This window comes from Bifidobacterium choerinum (genome assembly GCF_002761235.1).
Lineage (GTDB): Bacteria > Actinomycetota > Actinomycetes > Actinomycetales > Bifidobacteriaceae > Bifidobacterium > Bifidobacterium choerinum.
The window spans coordinates 1,329,852-1,346,626 of the sequence record NZ_CP018044.1 but is presented as its reverse complement, the minus strand read 5'-3'; the positions used below and the strand labels follow the sequence as shown (position 1 = coordinate 1,346,626).

The following is a 16,775-nucleotide window of genomic DNA, read 5'->3' as shown; positions in this document are numbered from 1 at the left end:
GCCGATATGCACCGATGCTTCACGAACGCATGTCTCACGAACGCATGTCTCACGAGCACAGCAGCGTGTGCATCGTCATCGCCGACGCGTCGGTCAGGCTCGCGACCTGGTCGATCGCGGCGCGCAGCCGCGCGCCGTCGTCGCCTGCCTCCATCCAGTCCTCCCAGAACACGCGCTCCAACGCGAAGGGCGGCGTCGAGGAATCGTCCATGATCACGGCGACGAGGTCGGTCACGATCCGCTGCTCGTCCTCCTGCATCGGCGAATGGTCGCGCGGCTCCATCAGATAGTGCACGGCGATGCCCTTGAGCACGAGGATCTCGTAGCGCGTCGCTTCGGGCACGGCGAGCGCGCCCATGTACCGCGTCAATGCGCCGGGTCCGTGGATCGCGCGCATCGTCTCCTCGACGCTCAGCGCGAACCTGCCGATGAGCATGCTCGTGACGTTCTTGAGCTGCGCGAGCGCGCGCCGCGAGCCGTCGAAGGCCTCCGGGAACGCGCCGACCGCGCGCAGCCTGCCGAAGGCGCGCACGAGCATGTCGGGGTCCCACTGCGGCCCGTACCATGCGATGATCTCTCGCACAATCGCGTCGAGCGTCGCCGGGCGCTTCAGTTCGCCCAGGTCGGCGGCGCCGGTCGCGACGGCGTCCTCGAAGTCGTGCACGCTGTACGCGATGTCGTCGGCGAGGTCCATGACCTGCCCCTCGAGCGGCACCGTCTCCGGCGGCGCGCCCTCCTTGAGCCATCGGAAGACGTCGACATCGTCCGGGTAGACGCCGAACTTGCGTCCGCGCTCGCCTTTCGGATGCGCGTCGGCGCGCGCATAGTCCCACGGGTATTTGACGGACGCGTCGAGGCATGCGCGCGTGAGGTTGACGCCCGCCGGGCGCCCCGCGTCGCGGAATATCTTCGGTTCGAGCCTGGTGAGCAGGCGGAAGGTCTGCGCGTTGCCTTCGAATCCGCCGATGTCCTTCGCGAGCGCGGCGAGCGCGTGCTCGCCGTTGTGTCCGAACGGCGGGTGTCCGAGGTCGTGCGCGAGGCATGCGCAGTCGACGACGTCGGGGTCGCAGCCGAGCATCCGCGCGATCTGCCGGCCAATCTGCGCGACCTCGAGCGTGTGCGTCAGGCGCGTGCGCGCGAAGTCGTCGGTGCCGGCGACGAGGATCTGGCTTTTCGCGCCGAGCCTGCGCAGCGCCGACGAGTGGATGAGTCGCGCGCGGTCGCGTTCGAACGGCGTGCGGCGTCCCGATTTCGGCGACTCGGCTACCCATCGTTCGGCGTCGTGCGCCGTGTAGCCGTCCGGCGTCGGTTCGCCGGCTGTCGTCGTCTCGTCCATCGGCAATCCACCCCCTCGTGTGCGGCGCGCGGCGCGGCGGCCCGCGCGTTACAGGATGCTCGCGGGGTCGAGTCTACTCAGGTCGTCGGCGTCGAGCACGTCGGTCGCGTGTTCGTACAGCCGCGGGATGCGGTTGCGCAGGCACGTGAAGATCTCGTAGCTGATCGTGTCGGCGGCGCGCGCCCAGTCGTCGGCGGTCGGCTCGCAGTACCGCTCGCCGCGGCCGGGGCCGAACAGTGCGACGGTGTCGCCGATCGAGACGCCGAGGTCGTCGGCCATGCCGTGCAGGTCGATGATGAACTGGTCCATGCAGACGCGGCCGCTGACGCGCATGAGGCGGGGGCCGTCCTTCGTCATGACGCGCACCGGGCCGCCGGGCATCGTGCGGCCGCGCTCGCCGAGCGCGCCGAGCGTGTCGGCGCCGGAGGCGGAGCGGTGGATGCCGTCGGCGTAGCCGACCGGTACGATCGCGACGCTCGTGCGGTCCTCGGTCAGGTAGATGCGGCCGTAGGACAGGCCGCTGTGCGCGTCGACGTCCTTGACCGAGCTCAGCTGCGCCTGCAGCGTCATCGCCGGTTTGAGCCCGTAGCGTTCCGGGCTGCCCATGTCCGGGTCGGCTTCGTAGCCGTACAGGCCGACGCCGGGGCGCACGAGGTCGTAGTGGATCTGCGGTCGGCTCAACGTGGCCGCCGTGTTCGCCAGATGGCGGATCCGCGGTTCGATGCCGGCGTCGGCGAGGCGTGCCGTGAACTCCTCGAAGCGCGCGATCTGCGCTTCGGTCTGTTCGACGAAGTCGGCGTTGCTCGGGGCGTCGGCGACGGCGAGGTGGCTCCACTGGCCGACGATGTCGAGGACGCCTTCGTCGCGCAATGCGACGAGCGAGCCGGTCGCCTCGTGCAGGTTCTCGAAGGTGAAGCCGTTGCGGCCGAAGCCGGTGTCGACCTTGATGTGCACATGGGCGGGGCGTCCGGCCTCGCGCGCGGCGGCGGCGATGTGCTCGAGCGCCGTCGTCGTGGCCACCGACAGGTCGATGTCCGCGTCGATGAGTTCGCGGTACGGCGCCTCGAGCGGGTTGTTCACCCAGGTGAGGATGCGCGCGCGGTCGGGGCCGATGCCGGCGCGGCGCAGCAGCAGCGCCTCGCGCGCCTGCGCGGTGCCGAGCCAGGTGGCGCCGCCGGCGAGCGCGGCGAGCGCCGTCGGGATCAGGCCGTGGCCGTAGGCGTCGGCCTTGACGACTCCCATCACCGCCGTTGCACCCCCTTCGCGGTTCACGACGTCGACGAGGTGGCGCATGTTGTCGCGGATGGCGGCGAGGTCCACGATCGCCTGCGCCGGGTAGTGGCGGCGTGCGGCCCAGTAGTTGGCTTCGCCCTGGGGCGAGGAGAAATGCGGTTCGGCAAGTGCTTGTGCGGTCATACCCGGTATTGTCGCGCACCGCTGTGACGTCGGCGGGGACGGCGGTTCATCGTGTGCGCGGCCCCGCCGGCACACGCGACGGGCGGATATGGTGGCGTGCGGAATAAGCGTGTTGGATGTGCGGCGGGATGCGCCGCACGCTCACCACTCGTGCCGCTGGTAGGCGATGCGCGTCGTGTCCTCGTCGCGGTCGAGCAGCTGGATCAGGCCGCAGCGCGCGAAGCCGCAGGTCTCGAGCACATGCTGCATCGCCTTGTTGTTCGGATGCGTGTCGACGCGCACGTTGCCGTAGTGCTTGAGGCACCATTCGATGCAGTCGCGCGCCGCGTGGCGCACGAGGCCGCTCGATGCGATCCGGTGGATCGTCACATAGGAGGAGTTGTCGAGCCACGCGCCGTTGATCTTCACGTAGGTCGGGTCGATGCCCGGGCAGACGGCGAACTGCGCGAGGATGCGCTCATGGCCGCCGACCGTGTCGACGAGCAGCATCGTGCGGTGGTTGGCGATGTCGTCCCTGACCACCTCGGGCCGCGGGAACGTGTGGCCCCACTGCGTCGGGTTGCCGTTGCGCGCCATCAGTTCGCGCGCGCGGGCGTAGTTGCGTTCGATCTGCGGATAGTCCTTCATCGTCGCGTGGCGGAACCGCCGTGTCGATGCGCTGGCCATTGCCTCTTGTGCCTCTTCCTTGTTGTCGATGCCGTGTCCGTCCGGGCCGCCACGGCGCGCGGCGGCACGGACGACCGCCTGCGGACGGACGATGTGACGACGGTTGATTCCGACGATTGATGCAGATGATGCTGCGGTTCAGACGATCCTGCGCTCGAAGGGGTCGGAGCTGATGCCCTTCGCGAGGATGTCCCTCGCCCACTCCTTCGCCGTGAACAGGCTGTGGTCGCGGTAGTTGCCGCAACTTTCGATCGTCGTGGCCGGCACGTCGTCCCACGTCGCCTCGTTCGCGATGAACTCGAGCGACTCCTTGAGCGCCTTCGCGACGTCCTCGGTCGAATGCTCGCCCCAGGTGAGCAGATGGAAGCCGGTGCGGCAGCCGAACGGCGAGCAGTCGATGTAGCCGGGGATGCGTTCGCGCAGCAGCACGGCGATCGTGTGCTCGATCGTGTGCAGGCCGCCGGTCGGGATCGCGTTCTCGTTCGGCTGGACGAGACGCAGGTCGTAGTTCGAGATGACGTCGCCGTTCGGTCCGGTCTGCGTGTCGATGTAACGCACGTACGGCGCCTTGACCTTCGTGTGGTCGAGCTGGAAGCTTTCGACGACCGGCTTGTCCTGCTGCTCCTGTGCCATGGTCTCCTCTTTCGTTTCGTCGTTGTTCGTCATGCCGTTTGACCGTCGCGCCCCGGCGGATCCATGTCGCCTGGACGGCACGATGCGGGACGCCGCGCGTATGGTACCGCCACCTTGTGATGGCGTCCGGGACGCCGGGCGGACATCATGCCGAAGCCGTCCGGGCGCATGCCAACCCACAGTGTATCGCCGCGAGTGTATCAGCGCGCAGGCGCGCCGGCGCGCCGGTACATCACCAGTTCTTCGCCGCCGCCCGTACCCTCCCATGGAGCGTCCCGGCGATCACCACCGGCGCATTCCACCACCATCCTGTTCGCAAACACACCCTCCGGCGATCACCACCGGCGCATTCCACCACCATCCTGTTCGCAAACTGTATGTGCCGCCCCCTCAGCCGGAATACGAATCGTCGTCTCAGCGCAACGCGCCGACACGCCCGGATATGCGCCCACAGCGCTATTCGCCGTGCGACCGATGCGGCCATCCGCAGTCCGATACGCTTGGCCTATGGCATTCTTAATCGTGTTTATCGTGGCGCTGGCGATCAGCGCAGTGGGCTTTCACCGCTACATATGGTTCATCTCAATCGGCTACGGCTTCTCAATCGCTGGCATCGGCGCGACGCTGCTCATCTACTTCGGGCTCCGCGGCGGACTAACGACGGTCACGGCCGTCATGGCTGCGCTGCTCATCGTCTACGGACTACGGCTCGGCGGATATCTGCTCATCCGCGAGTACCGCAGCTCCTCCTACCGACAAGTGATGCAGCAGGCGATCGACAACGGCTCGCAGGTCAAGCTGCCGCTCAAGCTCCTGACCTGGGTCGGGTGCGCGCTGCTGTATGCGTGCGAAGCCTCGCCAATCGTGTTCCGCCTGCAGAACCATGCGGGCACCGACGCCGTCGCCATCACGGGCGCCGCGATCATGGCGGCCGGCATCATCCTCGAATCGACAGCGGACCTGACGAAGAACCGTTTCAAGCAGCAGCATCCGCACGACTTGTGCGACGTCGGTCTGTTCCGTCTCGTGCGCTGCCCGAACTATCTGGGCGAAATCATCACATGGACCGGCGTATTCATCTCCGGCGTCACCATCCTCAACGGCGTCTGGCAGTGGATCGCCGCGATTGGCGGCTATCTGTGCATCTGCTGGATCATGTTCGGCGGCGCCCGCAGACTCGAGCTTCGTCAGAACAAGGAATACGCCGATGACCCCCACTATCGGCGCTACGCCGAGCACACCCCGATCCTCATCCCCTTCATCCCGTTGCGCAGCCTGAGCAACGCCAAGTGGCTCATCGGCTGAAATCCGACGCATCGCGCAGTAGAGCCGCCTCTCCCGATATTCTCCGGGAGGCGCTGTTCTACTGCTGTGCTCGGGTATGCAGACGAGAATCCGAGCGATCACGCGGTGTAGCATCATCATGACCCGCACCCACGAGACCTTGGCGTTCGATCCTGTTCGATACGGGAGCCTCGCTGTGGGCCGGCGCGAACTGCGCATCAGCAATGCGGACTACAGGGCCAGGCCGTTCTTCGTCACGACCAAATCTCCCACAGCGCGCAGGCAGCTGCATCCGATACGCCATTGGGGCCGCTATGATCCGGATGCGCTGGACGACCGGCCCGAGGACGTCACCCGCCACTTGAGAGAGTAAGGACTCATGCCGGAAGCCCGGATCCGTCTGATCCGACAGGCGTTGCAGGAACGCGTCCAGCAGGCGAAGCGGACGCAGCGGACACGCGACCGGTAACGCACGTCGATTCGACCGATGGACGCCAGCTCCGGCGTCCCTTTCCGCGCGTACTACGCGCGTACTATAGGGAACATGTCGAATCTCACCATCCGCCGCGCCCGGCTTTCCGATTCCGCCGCCATCATGGACCTGCTGCGTCAGGTCAACGACGTGCACGCGCACGGCCGCCCCGACCTGTTCATCGAGGGCCGCACCAAGTACACGTCCGACGAGCTTGCACGGATCATCGGCGATGACGACCGTCCGATCTTCGTCGCCGTAGCCGAGCACGGCGACGTGCTCGGCTACGCCTTCTGCGTGCGCGAGGACCATGCCGGCAGCAACAACCTGCAGCCGATCGCCACGCTGTACATCGACGACATCTGCGTCGACGAGGCCGCCCGCGGCAAACATGTGGGCACCGCGCTGTACCGTCACATCCTCGACTACGCCCGCGCGCACGGCTACCACAACGTGACGCTCAACGCCTGGGCCGCGAATCCCGCCGCTGTCAGGTTCTACGAGTCGCTCGGCATGCGCGTCTACAAGTACGGCATGGAGCAGCTGCTGTAACGGCGCGCCCGCTCAGCTTGCGATTGCCTACCCCACCCGCACCGCGTGATCGCGCAGGAAGCCGGCGAGCTCGTCCGCGCCGCCGCGTCCGGTGACGATGTCCTGCACCCACTGATACAGCTCGTTGCCTTCGGCGTCCTCGGCGTCCACGGCCCGCACGTCCCAGCCGCGCATCGCGAGTATTGCGAGCGCCATCTTCACCGCCGTGCGCTTGTTGCCGTCGGGGAAGATGTGGTCCTTCGCGAAGCGCGTCGCGAAGTCGGCGACCTGTGCGAACACGTCCGCGTAGCGTTGCCGCGGCGTGACGCCGAAGAAGCTCAGGAAGGTCGCGCCGAGCACCGACTGCACGCGTCCGAGGATCTTCTCGTCCACGGTGGCGGGCGCGGTCGGCGTGATGTCGAGTCCGGTGCCGCGGATCGTGTCCAGATACACTTCGAAGATCGATTCGGCGATCGCGTCCATCTGCATCACATCGCCGTCGAGTTCGATCGGCGCAGCGTCGTCCGTCGTACCGCGCATGTCCTGCTCTCTGTTCATCACGAGTTCTCCAACAGCCGCAGCGCGTTCGGGTATTCCCGCGTCACCTTGTCGACACAGCCGGCGAGCGTGCGCGCCGGCACCGTGCGCCGCATGTCCGCCGACGTGAGGGTGTCGTCGACGTCGACCGTCGCCGATCCCCTGTCCTTCGCGCGTCGCCATGCACCGTCGTCGGCGCCCGACATCTCCAGCAGATCGATCGCGGTCAGCGCGCCGAGCGTATCGACGACATGCGCGACGATCCGTTCCGCCGATTCGCCGAGCGTCGGCTCCTGCCATTCGTCGCGCTGCCGTATCATCCTCGAGCCGAACGATGCATATTCGTCCCACACGTCCGTCTCGACGGGACCGCGCTCCCCGACGGCGACCGCATCCGCGAACAGCGGCGCGCCGGTCGTGCGCAGCGCTTCGACCTGACACCAGTAGACGAGCAGATTGAGTTTGAGATTCGTCAGGAACCGCTCGCTCCCGTATGCCGCGACGATCCGCCGTGCGACCTGCAGTGCGTTCATATCGTCCGATTCCTTCTGACTTCGTCCGTCGTCCATGTTCACGCAGCTTCAACAATACATGCCGACTCATTCTTCGTAGTCGCCGGTCAGATGCCGGTAGAGCTCGGCGCTCAGCGGCTTGGTCAGCCGCAGATCCATCTCCACGAGTCTGACCTTCTCGCCTTTCTTGTCGCGCGTCGTCTCATGCAGATTCGAATACGATCCGACATGCCCGACGTAGTAGTACAGCTTGAGCTTCTCAGCATCCGCCTTGCGCATGACGAACAGCGGAATGAAGTGCGTCGAAGTCCAGTTTTCCTCGCCGTGTCCGTGCATCATCCATGTGATCTCACTGGACTTGAGGCTGTGCTTGTCCTTGCTGAACCAGTGCATCTCCTGCGGGTTGAGAAAGCGATCCTCATACTGGCTGTTCGCATACTTGACGAATATCGGCATGCTGTCGCCGTACTTCGGAATCCGATAGCCGCCGACGCTGCTGTCGTCATCTTTGGGCAGTAGGTAGCCGCCGACGCTGCTGCCGTTGATCTGCTTAGGCCAGCCGAGCAGCCGTTCCACTTCGAACATCTTGTACCGATGCTCATAAACGAATCCGCGGTCGTCCTGCAGCGAACGTCCGGTCTTCGCCGATTCCTCGAGAAGGTCGGCGAATCGTTGCAGCCCGGTGCGTACATTGTCCGCGAAGAACCGCGCGAACGTGTCGTTGCCGGCAAGCATTGCCGCGAATTCAGACGTCAGACCGATTTCGCCGCCGACGCGCCTGATGAGCGCACGCTCGCCATATGATTTCTTCGCCGTCGAATCGAAGAACGACCAATCAAGCACACGAAGCGCCGATTCGAACTGCGCATCGGTATGGTACGACGTCGGGAACCGCCGTGCGACCGCTTCCTTCAGACGCTCCGCAGGGATCAATCGATCCGATGCCGGGCTGAGGGATGGCGCCGGCTCGAGTAATTCGTCGAGGATGACCAGCTCCTGCGGACGGATTGCGACCAACAGCACTTCCGTGGCCATTTTGAGCCACTGCTCGCCCTGCGTGTCGACCGGCGCAAACGTATCGATGAATCCTCCTTCGCTCTCCTTGCGCGACAGCGCCGTTTCCGATCCACGCGCGAATTCGTAATAGCTGTTGCCCTTCTGCGCCATCGTCATCACCAATGATGGATCATGCAGATAGATGTCCGTCAGCATCGGCACGCGTCCAAGTTCGTTGCGAATCACCGCATACTTGTCACGCAGCATCTTCATATCGGACCACGACGCCGTGTCCAACGATTTGAGCACACGTTTGCGTGAGATTTCATCGAAGCTGATTGATGACAGGCCGATTGCCTCCCGCTGCATGTTCTTACGCGCTTTGTCTCTGTCGCCCGCGTTACCGTACAGCGCGACCGGGATGAGGTAGTTGTTCTGGTAGTTGCCGATGAAATCGATGACGGTGACGCATGTCTTATGGGGGAACTTGCGCAGGCCTCGTCCCAGCTGCTGCGTGAACACGATGCTGGATTGGGTGTTGCGCAGCATCACGATCTGGTTGATCGCGGGGATGTCGACACCTTCGTTGAATTTGTCGACGGTGAAGATGTAGTCGAGGTCGCCGCCCTCAAGCTGTTTGACTGCCTTCTCCACTTGCTTGGGCGGCGTGTTGCCGCTGATTGCAACCGTCTGGTAGGTCCGTTCGGCCTGCTGATTGATTTCCTTGTTGAACATCGTGGACAGTCGTTCCGCTTCTTCAATCTTGGAGCAGAACACCAAGCCGGTCACCCGCTCGTCGTATGAGCCGTACTGCTCGAGCTTGCGGATGATGTAGCGCACACGATCCGAGTCGGTAAGCTCTTCGAGTGAATACTGCATGTGCTGCTTGTCTCGCGTCGAGATCCCCTCAGTCGAGTCGACGTAGGTGCCGTCCGATCCGAGGAATTCATGTACGCCATAGTAGTGGAACGGACACAGCATGTTCTCGTCGAGCGCCTTCTGTAGACGGATCTCATAGGCGATGTTGTGGTCGAACAGCGAGAAGATGTCGAAATTGTCGGTACGTTCCGGTGTCGCCGTCATGCCGAGCATGAAATCTGCACCGGAGAAGTAGTCAATGACCGAACGGTAGTTGTTCGCGCCGGAATGATGCGCCTCATCGATGAGCACGTAATCGAAATCGTCAGGCTCATACCATTCCATCATGTGGAGACGCAGCGTATCCACGGAGGCGAACACGTATTTCGTGTCATGCTGCTTGCTGCTGCCGGTGAGCAATCCCAGCTCGCTCTCGTCGCACCCGAGCACGCGCTGGTAGGATGCGCGCGCCGCTTTGAGAATTGTGTCGCGATTGGCGACGTATAGCATGCGCTTCGGGTGGAACGCCCGGACGTCGAATGCGGAAAGATAGGTCTTGCCGGTGCCTGTCGCCGAGATGACGATGGCTCGCTGCTCGCCATCGTCGCGCAGCTGCTGGATGTTCGCGAGCGCCTCGCGCTGCATCGCGTTCGGCTCGATTCGTTCGTCGCGCAGCTGCTGGAGGATCTGCTCGCGCGGCGGCGTATGCCGATTGTAGTCCTTCTCGTATTGCGCAAGCCATTCATCGGTGAGCGGGACGGACTGGCGCACCTGATCGTCCAGTTCTTCCTTGACCTGTTCGATGAGCTGCGCCTCGCCGGTCGATGAAACACGCAGGTTCCACTCGCGTTGGGTCTGCAACGCAGAGGATGTCAGGTTCGAGCTGCCGACGTACAGGTTGTAGTAGGTGCGACCGTCTTCCATATGCCGTGCAAATAGGTAGCCTTTCGGATGGAACGGCTGGTCCTGTGTGGTTATGTCGTCCGTTGTCGTGCTGCCCGGACGTTCCCAGATGAGCACCTCCACATTGGCGTACTGCTGGAGTTTCATCAGTTCCTTGAAGGCACCAGGCTTGTTGAAGTACTCTTTCGTCGACGTGATAATGCGGTTGCGTTTCCCGCCGTTGTCCGCATGTTCGACGAAAGCCTGATACATCGATTTCAATGCGTTTTCGTTGATAAATGCCACCGAGATGTCAAAGGTTTCGCTTTCCCGGATTTCCTCGCGGATTGCGCTGCCCATCGTACTTCCCGACTGGTTCGAGATGAGTCTGGGCACGAAGCGTTCATCAGCAGAGTCATTCTGTCGTATCAGGCCGCTCAGTACACCGTCGATGATGCTTGTGTTGATGTCGCTTCGACCATCGTGAGCCGTCTGCGTTCCCTGAGCAATCGCTTCTTCCATGCCGCTTTGCATGTTTCCCCTCCCAATCTGTGATGATCAATGATGAATACGTTCGCCGCCCATGCGGTCACAACGTCATTTTCGCGATACGCTCCACGGCGTCGTGATCGACCGGCGCCCAATCGAGCTGCGGCATGCCGGCCGGATTCATCCATTCGATGCGTTCATGTTCGGTCAGCACCGGCGTGCCTTCGATCAGATGGCACAGGAACGTCGTCAGCTCCACTCGACCGAAATCGTAGAGGTAATCGCTTGTGCAGATCTCCTTATCGACGTCGATCTCACACAGCAGCTCCTCTTCGATCTCGCGCCTGAGCGCCTGCCGCGGCGTCTCTTCGGCTTCGATCTTGCCTCCGGGAAACTCCCAGTATCCGGCGAGCGATTTCCCGGCGCCTCTTTGCGCGCACAGCACTTTGCCGTCCTTGACGATCGCCGCGCCAACCACGCGGATCAGTTTCGGCTCATTGGGTTCATCAGCCGTCATATATCCCCTTTTCACGAACAATGGTTGGATCCAGGATACAACGCGGATCCTTGGTGTCGTGCCTTTGAAGAGTCCGCAGTCGCATAACTCGGCTTTTCGAGCGAACGATCGAGCTATGTGTCGGAGTGCGCCGGCACTCCCCTGCGCATCGGAGGAAATCGAACAACATGGCACAATCGATCAGTCGTATACGCGCATGAATGCACGTCGTCGGACACAATCGCACGGCCTCGTCGATGCCGGTCGGCGCGCGCAAGGAACGTCGTCGCATATATCAGGAGTTCAGATGGAAAAGCGATATATGCGCGCGCCAAGCGGGCGACATCGGAACACGGCATATGCGCACAAGGATAAGTAATGCGTAATGCATGGCATGGATGCATGGCGGCGTCACGCATCCGCGAATACGGATGACAGGATCACGGTTTACGATGCCGGCATGGAATCGCATGGACACCGGATGCGGCGCGAACGGATCTCGTCGCCCGAGCGGATCGATCCGCGGCTCGTCGCACGCACGATCGACGAGGGCGCACGCACCGAGCATGTCACGCTGCTCGACGTGCTCTTCGAACTCATGGAGAGCAAGCTCTATCCGGGCAAGGATGAACTGGACGACGACGAACATACGGAGGTCGCATGGGCGCTCGAGGATGGCGGCTATACGGTCTCGCGAATCCCGTGCGAATCGTCGTTGTACCGCGCCTTGACCGAATGGCGCGGCGCCGACGCGTTGACGCCAATGTTCGCGCCGGCGGTCATCGACGAATCCTCACGGGACCTGTATACGCTCATGGCGCCGAAGGTGTTGACGGAGCGCATCGCGGAACTGGTCGGTGAATCAAAAACGTGAGGTTTTCGTTCGGCATCATTGCCACGTCACGTTGAACGCATCGACCGATGTATTGGTGGACAAAGGCGAAATCTGCGCTCGCATGGATGAACACAGTCGGCCTCTATGTTCATCGTGACGCCTCATTCCGAACACAGATGCCGCCAATGTTCAGAATCGACGCTCATTCTGAACATTGGACCTGTTGGCGTTCAGGTTAACGGAAGCAAAGGCACAACGGCTTCCGTACCGCACGAGATCAGCAAGACTCGTGCAGTGTTTCCAACAAAGGCAATAAACTATTTGCGAAATTCGGTAGCGCGCTCCTGCTGAGCATATCCGCATAATCTACAGGAGTTTGCGGATATAAACGGTTGCTCAGCAGTGCCGCATAACATGCCCTGCTGACCCTTCCAGGATCCAGATCGAGCACATCCTGCAAGAAGTCATCAGGATGCCTCAGCTCAACACCGACATCTTGAACCGACTGCGACGGGAAATCCTTGAGATTGAAGGTCACCAACGTTTCCGCCGGCGAATAGGAGCTGCAGCCAATACATGCCGGTCCTTATCGTCACAGGTCATATCTTCAATCAAAGCGTCATAACCGGTCACAGTCGCGTCGGGAAAGGCGGAACACATAGCATCTATGCGCTTCTTGGCCCGCCCTTCCCCGATACGCGGTGCGAGATTCCTCTCCAGCTCTTCCAATACACCACTGGACCAATATGGCACGAACAACAGTTCTTCTGCCAACCGTAGAATCACGTCATTCACCATTTCGCCATATAAGGTGCAGGTGTCGAAAAAGACAGGGAATCCCATGCTTCGCTGTCTCCTCTCAATGTCGGATCAACGGATTGTCAAGGGTAAGCGATGGATCCTCATCGGCGGCCAGCTCATCAAACATAGCGATATGCTCTTGATGCCTCTGAGCGGCATACTTCTGCAGATCATCCAGCATGACACGACGATGACGCCCGACCTTGGTGAAGGGAATATGGCCATCCTCAAGCAGCTTCACCAGCGTGGGCCGAGAGACGCCCAACAAATCGGCAGCCTCCTGAGTCGTGAGTTGAGTGTCGTACTCGACCATATAGACGGCCTTTCCATCCGACAGCAACTCAGCGACACGCAACAGAATTCGTGCGAGTTCGGGCGTCAGAGGACGGTCCCCCTCGCCGGGAATCTTGAGCAGCGGGAGGGGAAAATCACGCTGTGCGGCGATATCTTCAAAATCACGATTTGTGGAATCGCCCAGTGAACGCGATTGCGAAAGCGCCTCACCAACATCGCGCGTTCTGCGCCGCGCCTCGGGCTCGGTTGGAGGCATGTAAGCCACACCACCTTGCGACATACTGCGTTTGGCCATCATCGAACTCCTTCCCGCGGCGCTGCAACAAATGCATCTACTTGAACTTCTTGCATCATCAGTCTAACAGAATATTCGCAATATTCGAAAACATCGGCGTGGTCATACCACTAACAACGCATCAGCTGACACTTCCTTCTGCCATATCTGCGCTGAAGCGGAGCATTTTCTCGGGGGACGCCGGATATCGGCCTCAGATCGCATCAGAATCATGCGGTTTATGCAGGCGATACTTGGCCATATCGGAGAAAATGCTCCGCCTCAGCGCAGATACGGCAGAAAACGCTTACGCTCGACCCGGATGTGCGCAGCCCGAGTTGCCGCTGTTGCCCGAGCCGTTGCCGATGAAGATCCACTGGAACATCGAGAAGCCGTGGTTGTCGATCACGACCACCTTCGCGTTGTTGCCGCCGGCCTGCGACGGCTGGTTCGCCACGTTCAGCACGGTCTTGCGGTTGCCGAGCATAAGCAGCAGTACCAGACCGAACACGCCGAGGCACACGAGCAGCACGGTGCGGTGGCGCCGGATTCATGGCTTGACCGGGCAGACGCGGCCGGCGTCGGCGCGGCGCCCGCAGTCGCAGGTTCGGTTGTCGCATGCGGCGTCATCGCGCGCGGCGTCGCTTACGGTCGGCTTCGTCATATCGGCATCGGCGGTGTGCTGGGTCATCGTCGCTCCTCGTCATATCGGTCGTATCGGTCGGCATCGGTCGGAGGAACGGCAACGGTTCCGTCCGTCACACCGTAGCAGCGGACGCCATGGCCGCGCCCCACCCATCTTGGTCCGCGGAATCAGTCGGCGGATACGCGGCGAGCGCAGCGCGCGGCGGAGGACGGCGAAATGGTTAGGCTGGCTGTAGCAATCGGCAAATGACGGGCGGCACCGGCTTGGAGGAGCATCGTGGAATTCCTGAAGTATCTGCTCATCGGCGTCAGCGTCTCGCTGGACGAACTCGCGGTCGGCACCGTCAAGGGCGCGCAGGTCAAGGACATGCGGCGGCGCGATCCGTGGATCACCGGCGCATATTTCGCCGTGTTCCAGGGTGTCATGCTCATCATCGGATTCTGCGGCGCAAGCCTGTTCTCGAAAGGGTCGAGCGCGTCACCGAGTGGATCGCCGACGGACTGCTCATGCTCATCGGCGCCAACATGGTGCGCGAGGCCTTCTCCAACGACGGCGACGACGCCAAGCAGCAGGATCTGCTCGCGAAGATGGACGTGCGTTCGATGAGCGTGTTGGCGCTGACGATGAGCCTCGACGCGCTCGCCGTCGACGTATCGCTCGCACTCGGGCACAGGCTCGTCATCTGGTGGGCGGCGCTGTCGGCGGCGCTCGTGTCGTTGGCGATCACCGTTCCGGCGATGTTCGCGGGGCACAGGATCGGGCACAAGATCGGGTCGAAGGGCGGCGCGATCCTGATCCTGCTCGGTCTGTTCGAGCTGCTGCAGTACTACAAGGTGCTCTGAGTGCGCGGCGGCCGTTGCGGGATGCGCAGCGAGCGCAGCATCGTCTTGTGTCCAGCGGATACGCGGTAGGATTCGCAGGCCTTCTGGATCGTCTTATTGTGGGTCCACGGATCCAGACGCCGCTGCTCGATCAGCGGCAGCGCGCTCCCCCACTGCTTGGCGAGCGCGGTCGCGAAGTACCATGCGCGCGCCATGTTCACGTAGTAGTCGTCGGAACGAATGACCTCGACGAGCCGCAGTTGCATGGGATCGAAACGGTCGTCAAGGAAATCGGCCATCAGCGCCACGACGGCGTAACGGACCGTGTAGGCATGGTCGTCACGCATCCATCGCGCGAGTTGGTCGAGCCATGTCCGCGCGTCGGCGTCAAAGTGGATCGGGACGCGGATCGTGTCGGTGACGGCCCAGTTGTCCGTATATGGCAGGAACCGCGACAGCGCGGCGATCGTCTGCTCGATCGACGGGTACACGTCGCCGATCAGGATCGCGTGCAGCATGTTCTCCTCGAAATAGCGGTGCGGAAGGTCGGCGAGGAACTCCTCGAGGGTGCGTCTGCCGCCGCGGCGCAGCTGCTTCGCGAGCGCGCGCAGCCGCGGCACGCGGATGCCGATCATCGTGGCGGGATCGACGGTCGGGACGAGCTTTGCATTGAAGGCCTTGTATCCGGGATCGGCAAGGGATTCCAGCTGCTCGCGGACGGACGCCGCGCCGTCAGGAGACGTCGGAGGGATCGTCGGGGACATCGATGGCTCCTTATCGGGAACGGATGGGCGATGCGCGGAAGCGTGCGGCTATGCGCGGATCATCTTGAACATGCCGGGGCCGTCCCAGTCGTTGGGACGCTGCTCGAAACCGTGCCGCTCGTAGAATTCCACCGCCTCTTTCGAGGAGATGAGTTCGAGGCTCACCGCCCAGCCGGGTTCGATCAGGTCGTGCACATGGCGTTCGAGCGCGCCGATCAGCGCGGCACCGACGCCTTGGGACTGCATGGACGAGACTACGGCGAAATCCTTGATGTAGAAGGACATGCCGCCGTCACCGATCAGCCGGACCATGCCGACCGGCTCGGGGGCGACTTCGGTTTCGGCTTCCGGGTCGGCGTAGGCAGTGAAGGTGGCGGTCGAGTTGGCGAGCGCGACGCGCACCTGCTCGACGCCGGGTGCGTCCCAGCCGATGGATCGGTACAGCGTCAGGAACAGTTCGGGGGTCAGCGTGTCTTGCTGGATCGTCAGTCGCATTTCTCTCCGTTCGTCGACGGGCGCACATGAATGTGTGCTTTGTGCCATTGCCTCGGGGATTCGCCCCGAATCTCAAGATAACGGAATCAAGTGCGATGCACGGACGGATGCTCGACATGAGAGCGGATCACAGACGGAAAGACGGATAGGAATCGCGTCGAAGGTTCCTCGGAATAGGATTCTGGAAGGCGGAGTCCTGAAATCAATCATGGAGGACAACACGGAAAAGGGCGCCGGCTTCGTTGCCGGCGCCCTTTTGCGGAGTTGGGATCCGTCTGTGCAGTGTGCGGTGGTGTGGCGTACGCGGTATGCGATGCGTGGAGAGCATCACTTCGCCTGACGTTCCGCGATCTCGCTCATCACGGAGACGGTGGCCGCCGAGTTCATCGACGTCGTCGGGACGCCGGCGGTCGTGTGGTCGAAACCGAAGATCATGTTGAGGAAGCTCATCGTCTTGTCCTTTCGTCCGTGGCGCTTGGTGCGTCGTTCTTGTTGCTTGATGGTTACAAGATACGGCGTCGGCGCGGTCCGTCACATCGGACTGCGGGATGAATCCTGCAGGCGACGCGACGCTCCCTCAGCCTTGAGGATGATGCCGGAGGATGATGGGGCGATGACAGGCACAGATGGACGAACACCGGGCGTGGACGGCAGAGTTTCGGCGCGGATAACGAGGTCACAATGCGGCCTCGGACGGACCATGGCGGCCCCAGACGGGTGTCGGCAGCACACATCGG

At 62.6% G+C, this 16,775-nt stretch carries 22 protein-coding genes; 5 read left to right on the top strand and 17 right to left on the bottom strand.

What is annotated here, in order from left to right:
- Positions 1-49: 49 nt before the first annotated feature.
- The 4 genes from BcFMB_RS05395 to BcFMB_RS05380 form a co-directional block, all read right to left on the bottom strand.
- A complete protein-coding gene (locus BcFMB_RS05395; protein ID WP_099721229.1) occupies positions 50-1,336 on the bottom strand; it encodes a deoxyguanosinetriphosphate triphosphohydrolase in 1,287 nt (428 codons plus the stop codon).
- Positions 1,337-1,384: 48 nt separating this feature from the next.
- Positions 1,385-2,752 carry an alanine racemase gene (gene alr / locus BcFMB_RS05390; RefSeq protein WP_024540730.1) on the bottom strand — a complete coding sequence of 456 codons (1,368 nt, stop codon included), beginning with the start codon at positions 2,750-2,752 and terminating at the stop codon, positions 1,385-1,387.
- 141 nt (positions 2,753-2,893) lie between these two features.
- Complete coding sequence (locus BcFMB_RS05385; RefSeq protein WP_024540729.1) at positions 2,894-3,418, bottom strand: GNAT family N-acetyltransferase; 525 nt, start codon at positions 3,416-3,418, stop codon at positions 2,894-2,896.
- A gap of 138 nt (positions 3,419-3,556) precedes the next feature.
- Positions 3,557-4,051: an S-ribosylhomocysteine lyase gene (locus BcFMB_RS05380; protein WP_024540728.1), complete on the bottom strand. Its 495-nt coding sequence runs from the start codon at positions 4,049-4,051 to the stop codon at positions 3,557-3,559.
- A 507-nt stretch (positions 4,052-4,558) separates the two neighbouring features.
- On the opposite strand from BcFMB_RS05380, the gene BcFMB_RS05375 reads away from it, so the two are divergent.
- The 3 genes from BcFMB_RS05375 to BcFMB_RS05365 all read left to right on the top strand — a co-directional run bounded on the left by BcFMB_RS05375 (position 4,559) and on the right by BcFMB_RS05365 (position 6,359).
- On the top strand, positions 4,559-5,356 hold the full coding sequence (locus tag BcFMB_RS05375) for a DUF1295 domain-containing protein (protein ID WP_024540727.1): 798 nt from the start codon (positions 4,559-4,561) through the stop codon (positions 5,354-5,356).
- 118 nt (positions 5,357-5,474) lie between these two features.
- Positions 5,475-5,708 carry a hypothetical protein gene (locus BcFMB_RS05370; protein ID WP_152595862.1) on the top strand — a complete coding sequence of 78 codons (234 nt, stop codon included), beginning with the start codon at positions 5,475-5,477 and terminating at the stop codon, positions 5,706-5,708.
- A gap of 171 nt (positions 5,709-5,879) precedes the next feature.
- On the top strand, positions 5,880-6,359 hold the full coding sequence (locus BcFMB_RS05365; RefSeq protein WP_024540725.1) for a GNAT family N-acetyltransferase: 480 nt from the start codon (positions 5,880-5,882) through the stop codon (positions 6,357-6,359).
- Positions 6,360-6,386: 27 nt separating this feature from the next.
- Here the strand turns inward: BcFMB_RS05365 and BcFMB_RS05360 are convergent, their stop codons facing one another.
- From BcFMB_RS05360 to BcFMB_RS05345, 4 genes are all read right to left on the bottom strand, one after another.
- Positions 6,387-6,896: a Fic family protein gene (locus BcFMB_RS05360; RefSeq protein ID WP_232513755.1), complete on the bottom strand. Its 510-nt coding sequence runs from the start codon at positions 6,894-6,896 to the stop codon at positions 6,387-6,389.
- The gene (locus BcFMB_RS05355) at positions 6,896-7,408 is read right to left on the bottom strand and encodes a Panacea domain-containing protein (RefSeq protein ID WP_024540723.1); all 513 of its coding nucleotides are present in this window, start codon (positions 7,406-7,408) and stop codon (positions 6,896-6,898) included. The genes BcFMB_RS05360 and BcFMB_RS05355 overlap by 1 nt, the downstream gene beginning before the upstream one ends.
- Positions 7,409-7,474: 66 nt before the next feature.
- On the bottom strand, positions 7,475-10,645 hold the full coding sequence (locus tag BcFMB_RS05350) for a DUF3427 domain-containing protein (protein WP_232513754.1): 3,171 nt from the start codon (positions 10,643-10,645) through the stop codon (positions 7,475-7,477).
- 67 nt (positions 10,646-10,712) lie between these two features.
- Positions 10,713-11,129 carry a (deoxy)nucleoside triphosphate pyrophosphohydrolase gene (locus tag BcFMB_RS05345; RefSeq protein WP_099721732.1) on the bottom strand — a complete coding sequence of 139 codons (417 nt, stop codon included), beginning with the start codon at positions 11,127-11,129 and terminating at the stop codon, positions 10,713-10,715.
- Between the two features lie 439 nt (positions 11,130-11,568).
- Between BcFMB_RS05345 and BcFMB_RS05340 the strand changes: the two genes are divergently transcribed.
- On the top strand, positions 11,569-11,982 hold the full coding sequence (locus tag BcFMB_RS05340) for a hypothetical protein (RefSeq protein WP_232513753.1): 414 nt from the start codon (positions 11,569-11,571) through the stop codon (positions 11,980-11,982).
- Between the two features lie 238 nt (positions 11,983-12,220).
- Here the strand turns inward: BcFMB_RS05340 and BcFMB_RS09835 are convergent, their stop codons facing one another.
- The 6 genes from BcFMB_RS09835 to BcFMB_RS09700 form a co-directional block, all read right to left on the bottom strand.
- On the bottom strand, positions 12,221-12,481 hold the full coding sequence (locus BcFMB_RS09835) for a VapC50 family PIN domain-containing toxin (RefSeq protein ID WP_232513752.1): 261 nt from the start codon (positions 12,479-12,481) through the stop codon (positions 12,221-12,223).
- Positions 12,478-12,786, bottom strand: a complete 309-nt coding sequence (locus BcFMB_RS09830) for a PIN domain-containing protein (RefSeq protein WP_232513751.1) — start codon at positions 12,784-12,786, stop codon at positions 12,478-12,480. Before BcFMB_RS09830 ends, BcFMB_RS09835 begins: the two co-directional genes overlap by 4 nt.
- A 16-nt stretch (positions 12,787-12,802) precedes the next feature.
- Positions 12,803-13,336 carry a helix-turn-helix domain-containing protein gene (locus BcFMB_RS05330; RefSeq protein WP_232513750.1) on the bottom strand — a complete coding sequence of 178 codons (534 nt, stop codon included), beginning with the start codon at positions 13,334-13,336 and terminating at the stop codon, positions 12,803-12,805.
- 283 nt (positions 13,337-13,619) lie between these two features.
- A complete protein-coding gene (locus BcFMB_RS05325) occupies positions 13,620-13,844 on the bottom strand; it encodes a hypothetical protein (RefSeq protein ID WP_232513749.1) in 225 nt (74 codons plus the stop codon).
- Positions 13,845-13,862: 18 nt separating this feature from the next.
- Positions 13,863-14,003, bottom strand: coding sequence for a hypothetical protein (locus tag BcFMB_RS09705; protein WP_198405462.1), 141 nt, complete (start codon positions 14,001-14,003; stop codon positions 13,863-13,865).
- Between the two features lie 122 nt (positions 14,004-14,125).
- Positions 14,126-14,389, bottom strand: coding sequence for a hypothetical protein (locus tag BcFMB_RS09700; RefSeq protein WP_162174550.1), 264 nt, complete (start codon positions 14,387-14,389; stop codon positions 14,126-14,128).
- Here BcFMB_RS09700 and BcFMB_RS05320 point away from each other — a divergent pair.
- Positions 14,342-14,800, top strand: coding sequence for a manganese efflux pump MntP (locus BcFMB_RS05320; protein WP_157775129.1), 459 nt, complete (start codon positions 14,342-14,344; stop codon positions 14,798-14,800). The genes BcFMB_RS09700 and BcFMB_RS05320 overlap by 48 nt on opposite strands.
- On the opposite strand, the gene BcFMB_RS05315 is transcribed toward BcFMB_RS05320, so the two are convergent.
- The 3 genes from BcFMB_RS05315 to BcFMB_RS09965 all read right to left on the bottom strand — a co-directional run bounded on the left by BcFMB_RS05315 (position 14,785) and on the right by BcFMB_RS09965 (position 16,488).
- Positions 14,785-15,543: a DNA alkylation repair protein gene (locus BcFMB_RS05315; protein WP_099721227.1), complete on the bottom strand. Its 759-nt coding sequence runs from the start codon at positions 15,541-15,543 to the stop codon at positions 14,785-14,787. The two genes, BcFMB_RS05320 and BcFMB_RS05315, sit on opposite strands and share 16 nt — an antisense overlap.
- 48 nt (positions 15,544-15,591) lie before the next feature.
- Positions 15,592-16,038 carry a GNAT family N-acetyltransferase gene (locus BcFMB_RS05310; RefSeq protein WP_157775126.1) on the bottom strand — a complete coding sequence of 149 codons (447 nt, stop codon included), beginning with the start codon at positions 16,036-16,038 and terminating at the stop codon, positions 15,592-15,594.
- A 327-nt stretch (positions 16,039-16,365) separates the two neighbouring features.
- Positions 16,366-16,488 carry a hypothetical protein gene (locus BcFMB_RS09965; protein WP_257790231.1) on the bottom strand — a complete coding sequence of 41 codons (123 nt, stop codon included), beginning with the start codon at positions 16,486-16,488 and terminating at the stop codon, positions 16,366-16,368.
- Positions 16,489-16,775: the final 287 nt, after the last annotated feature.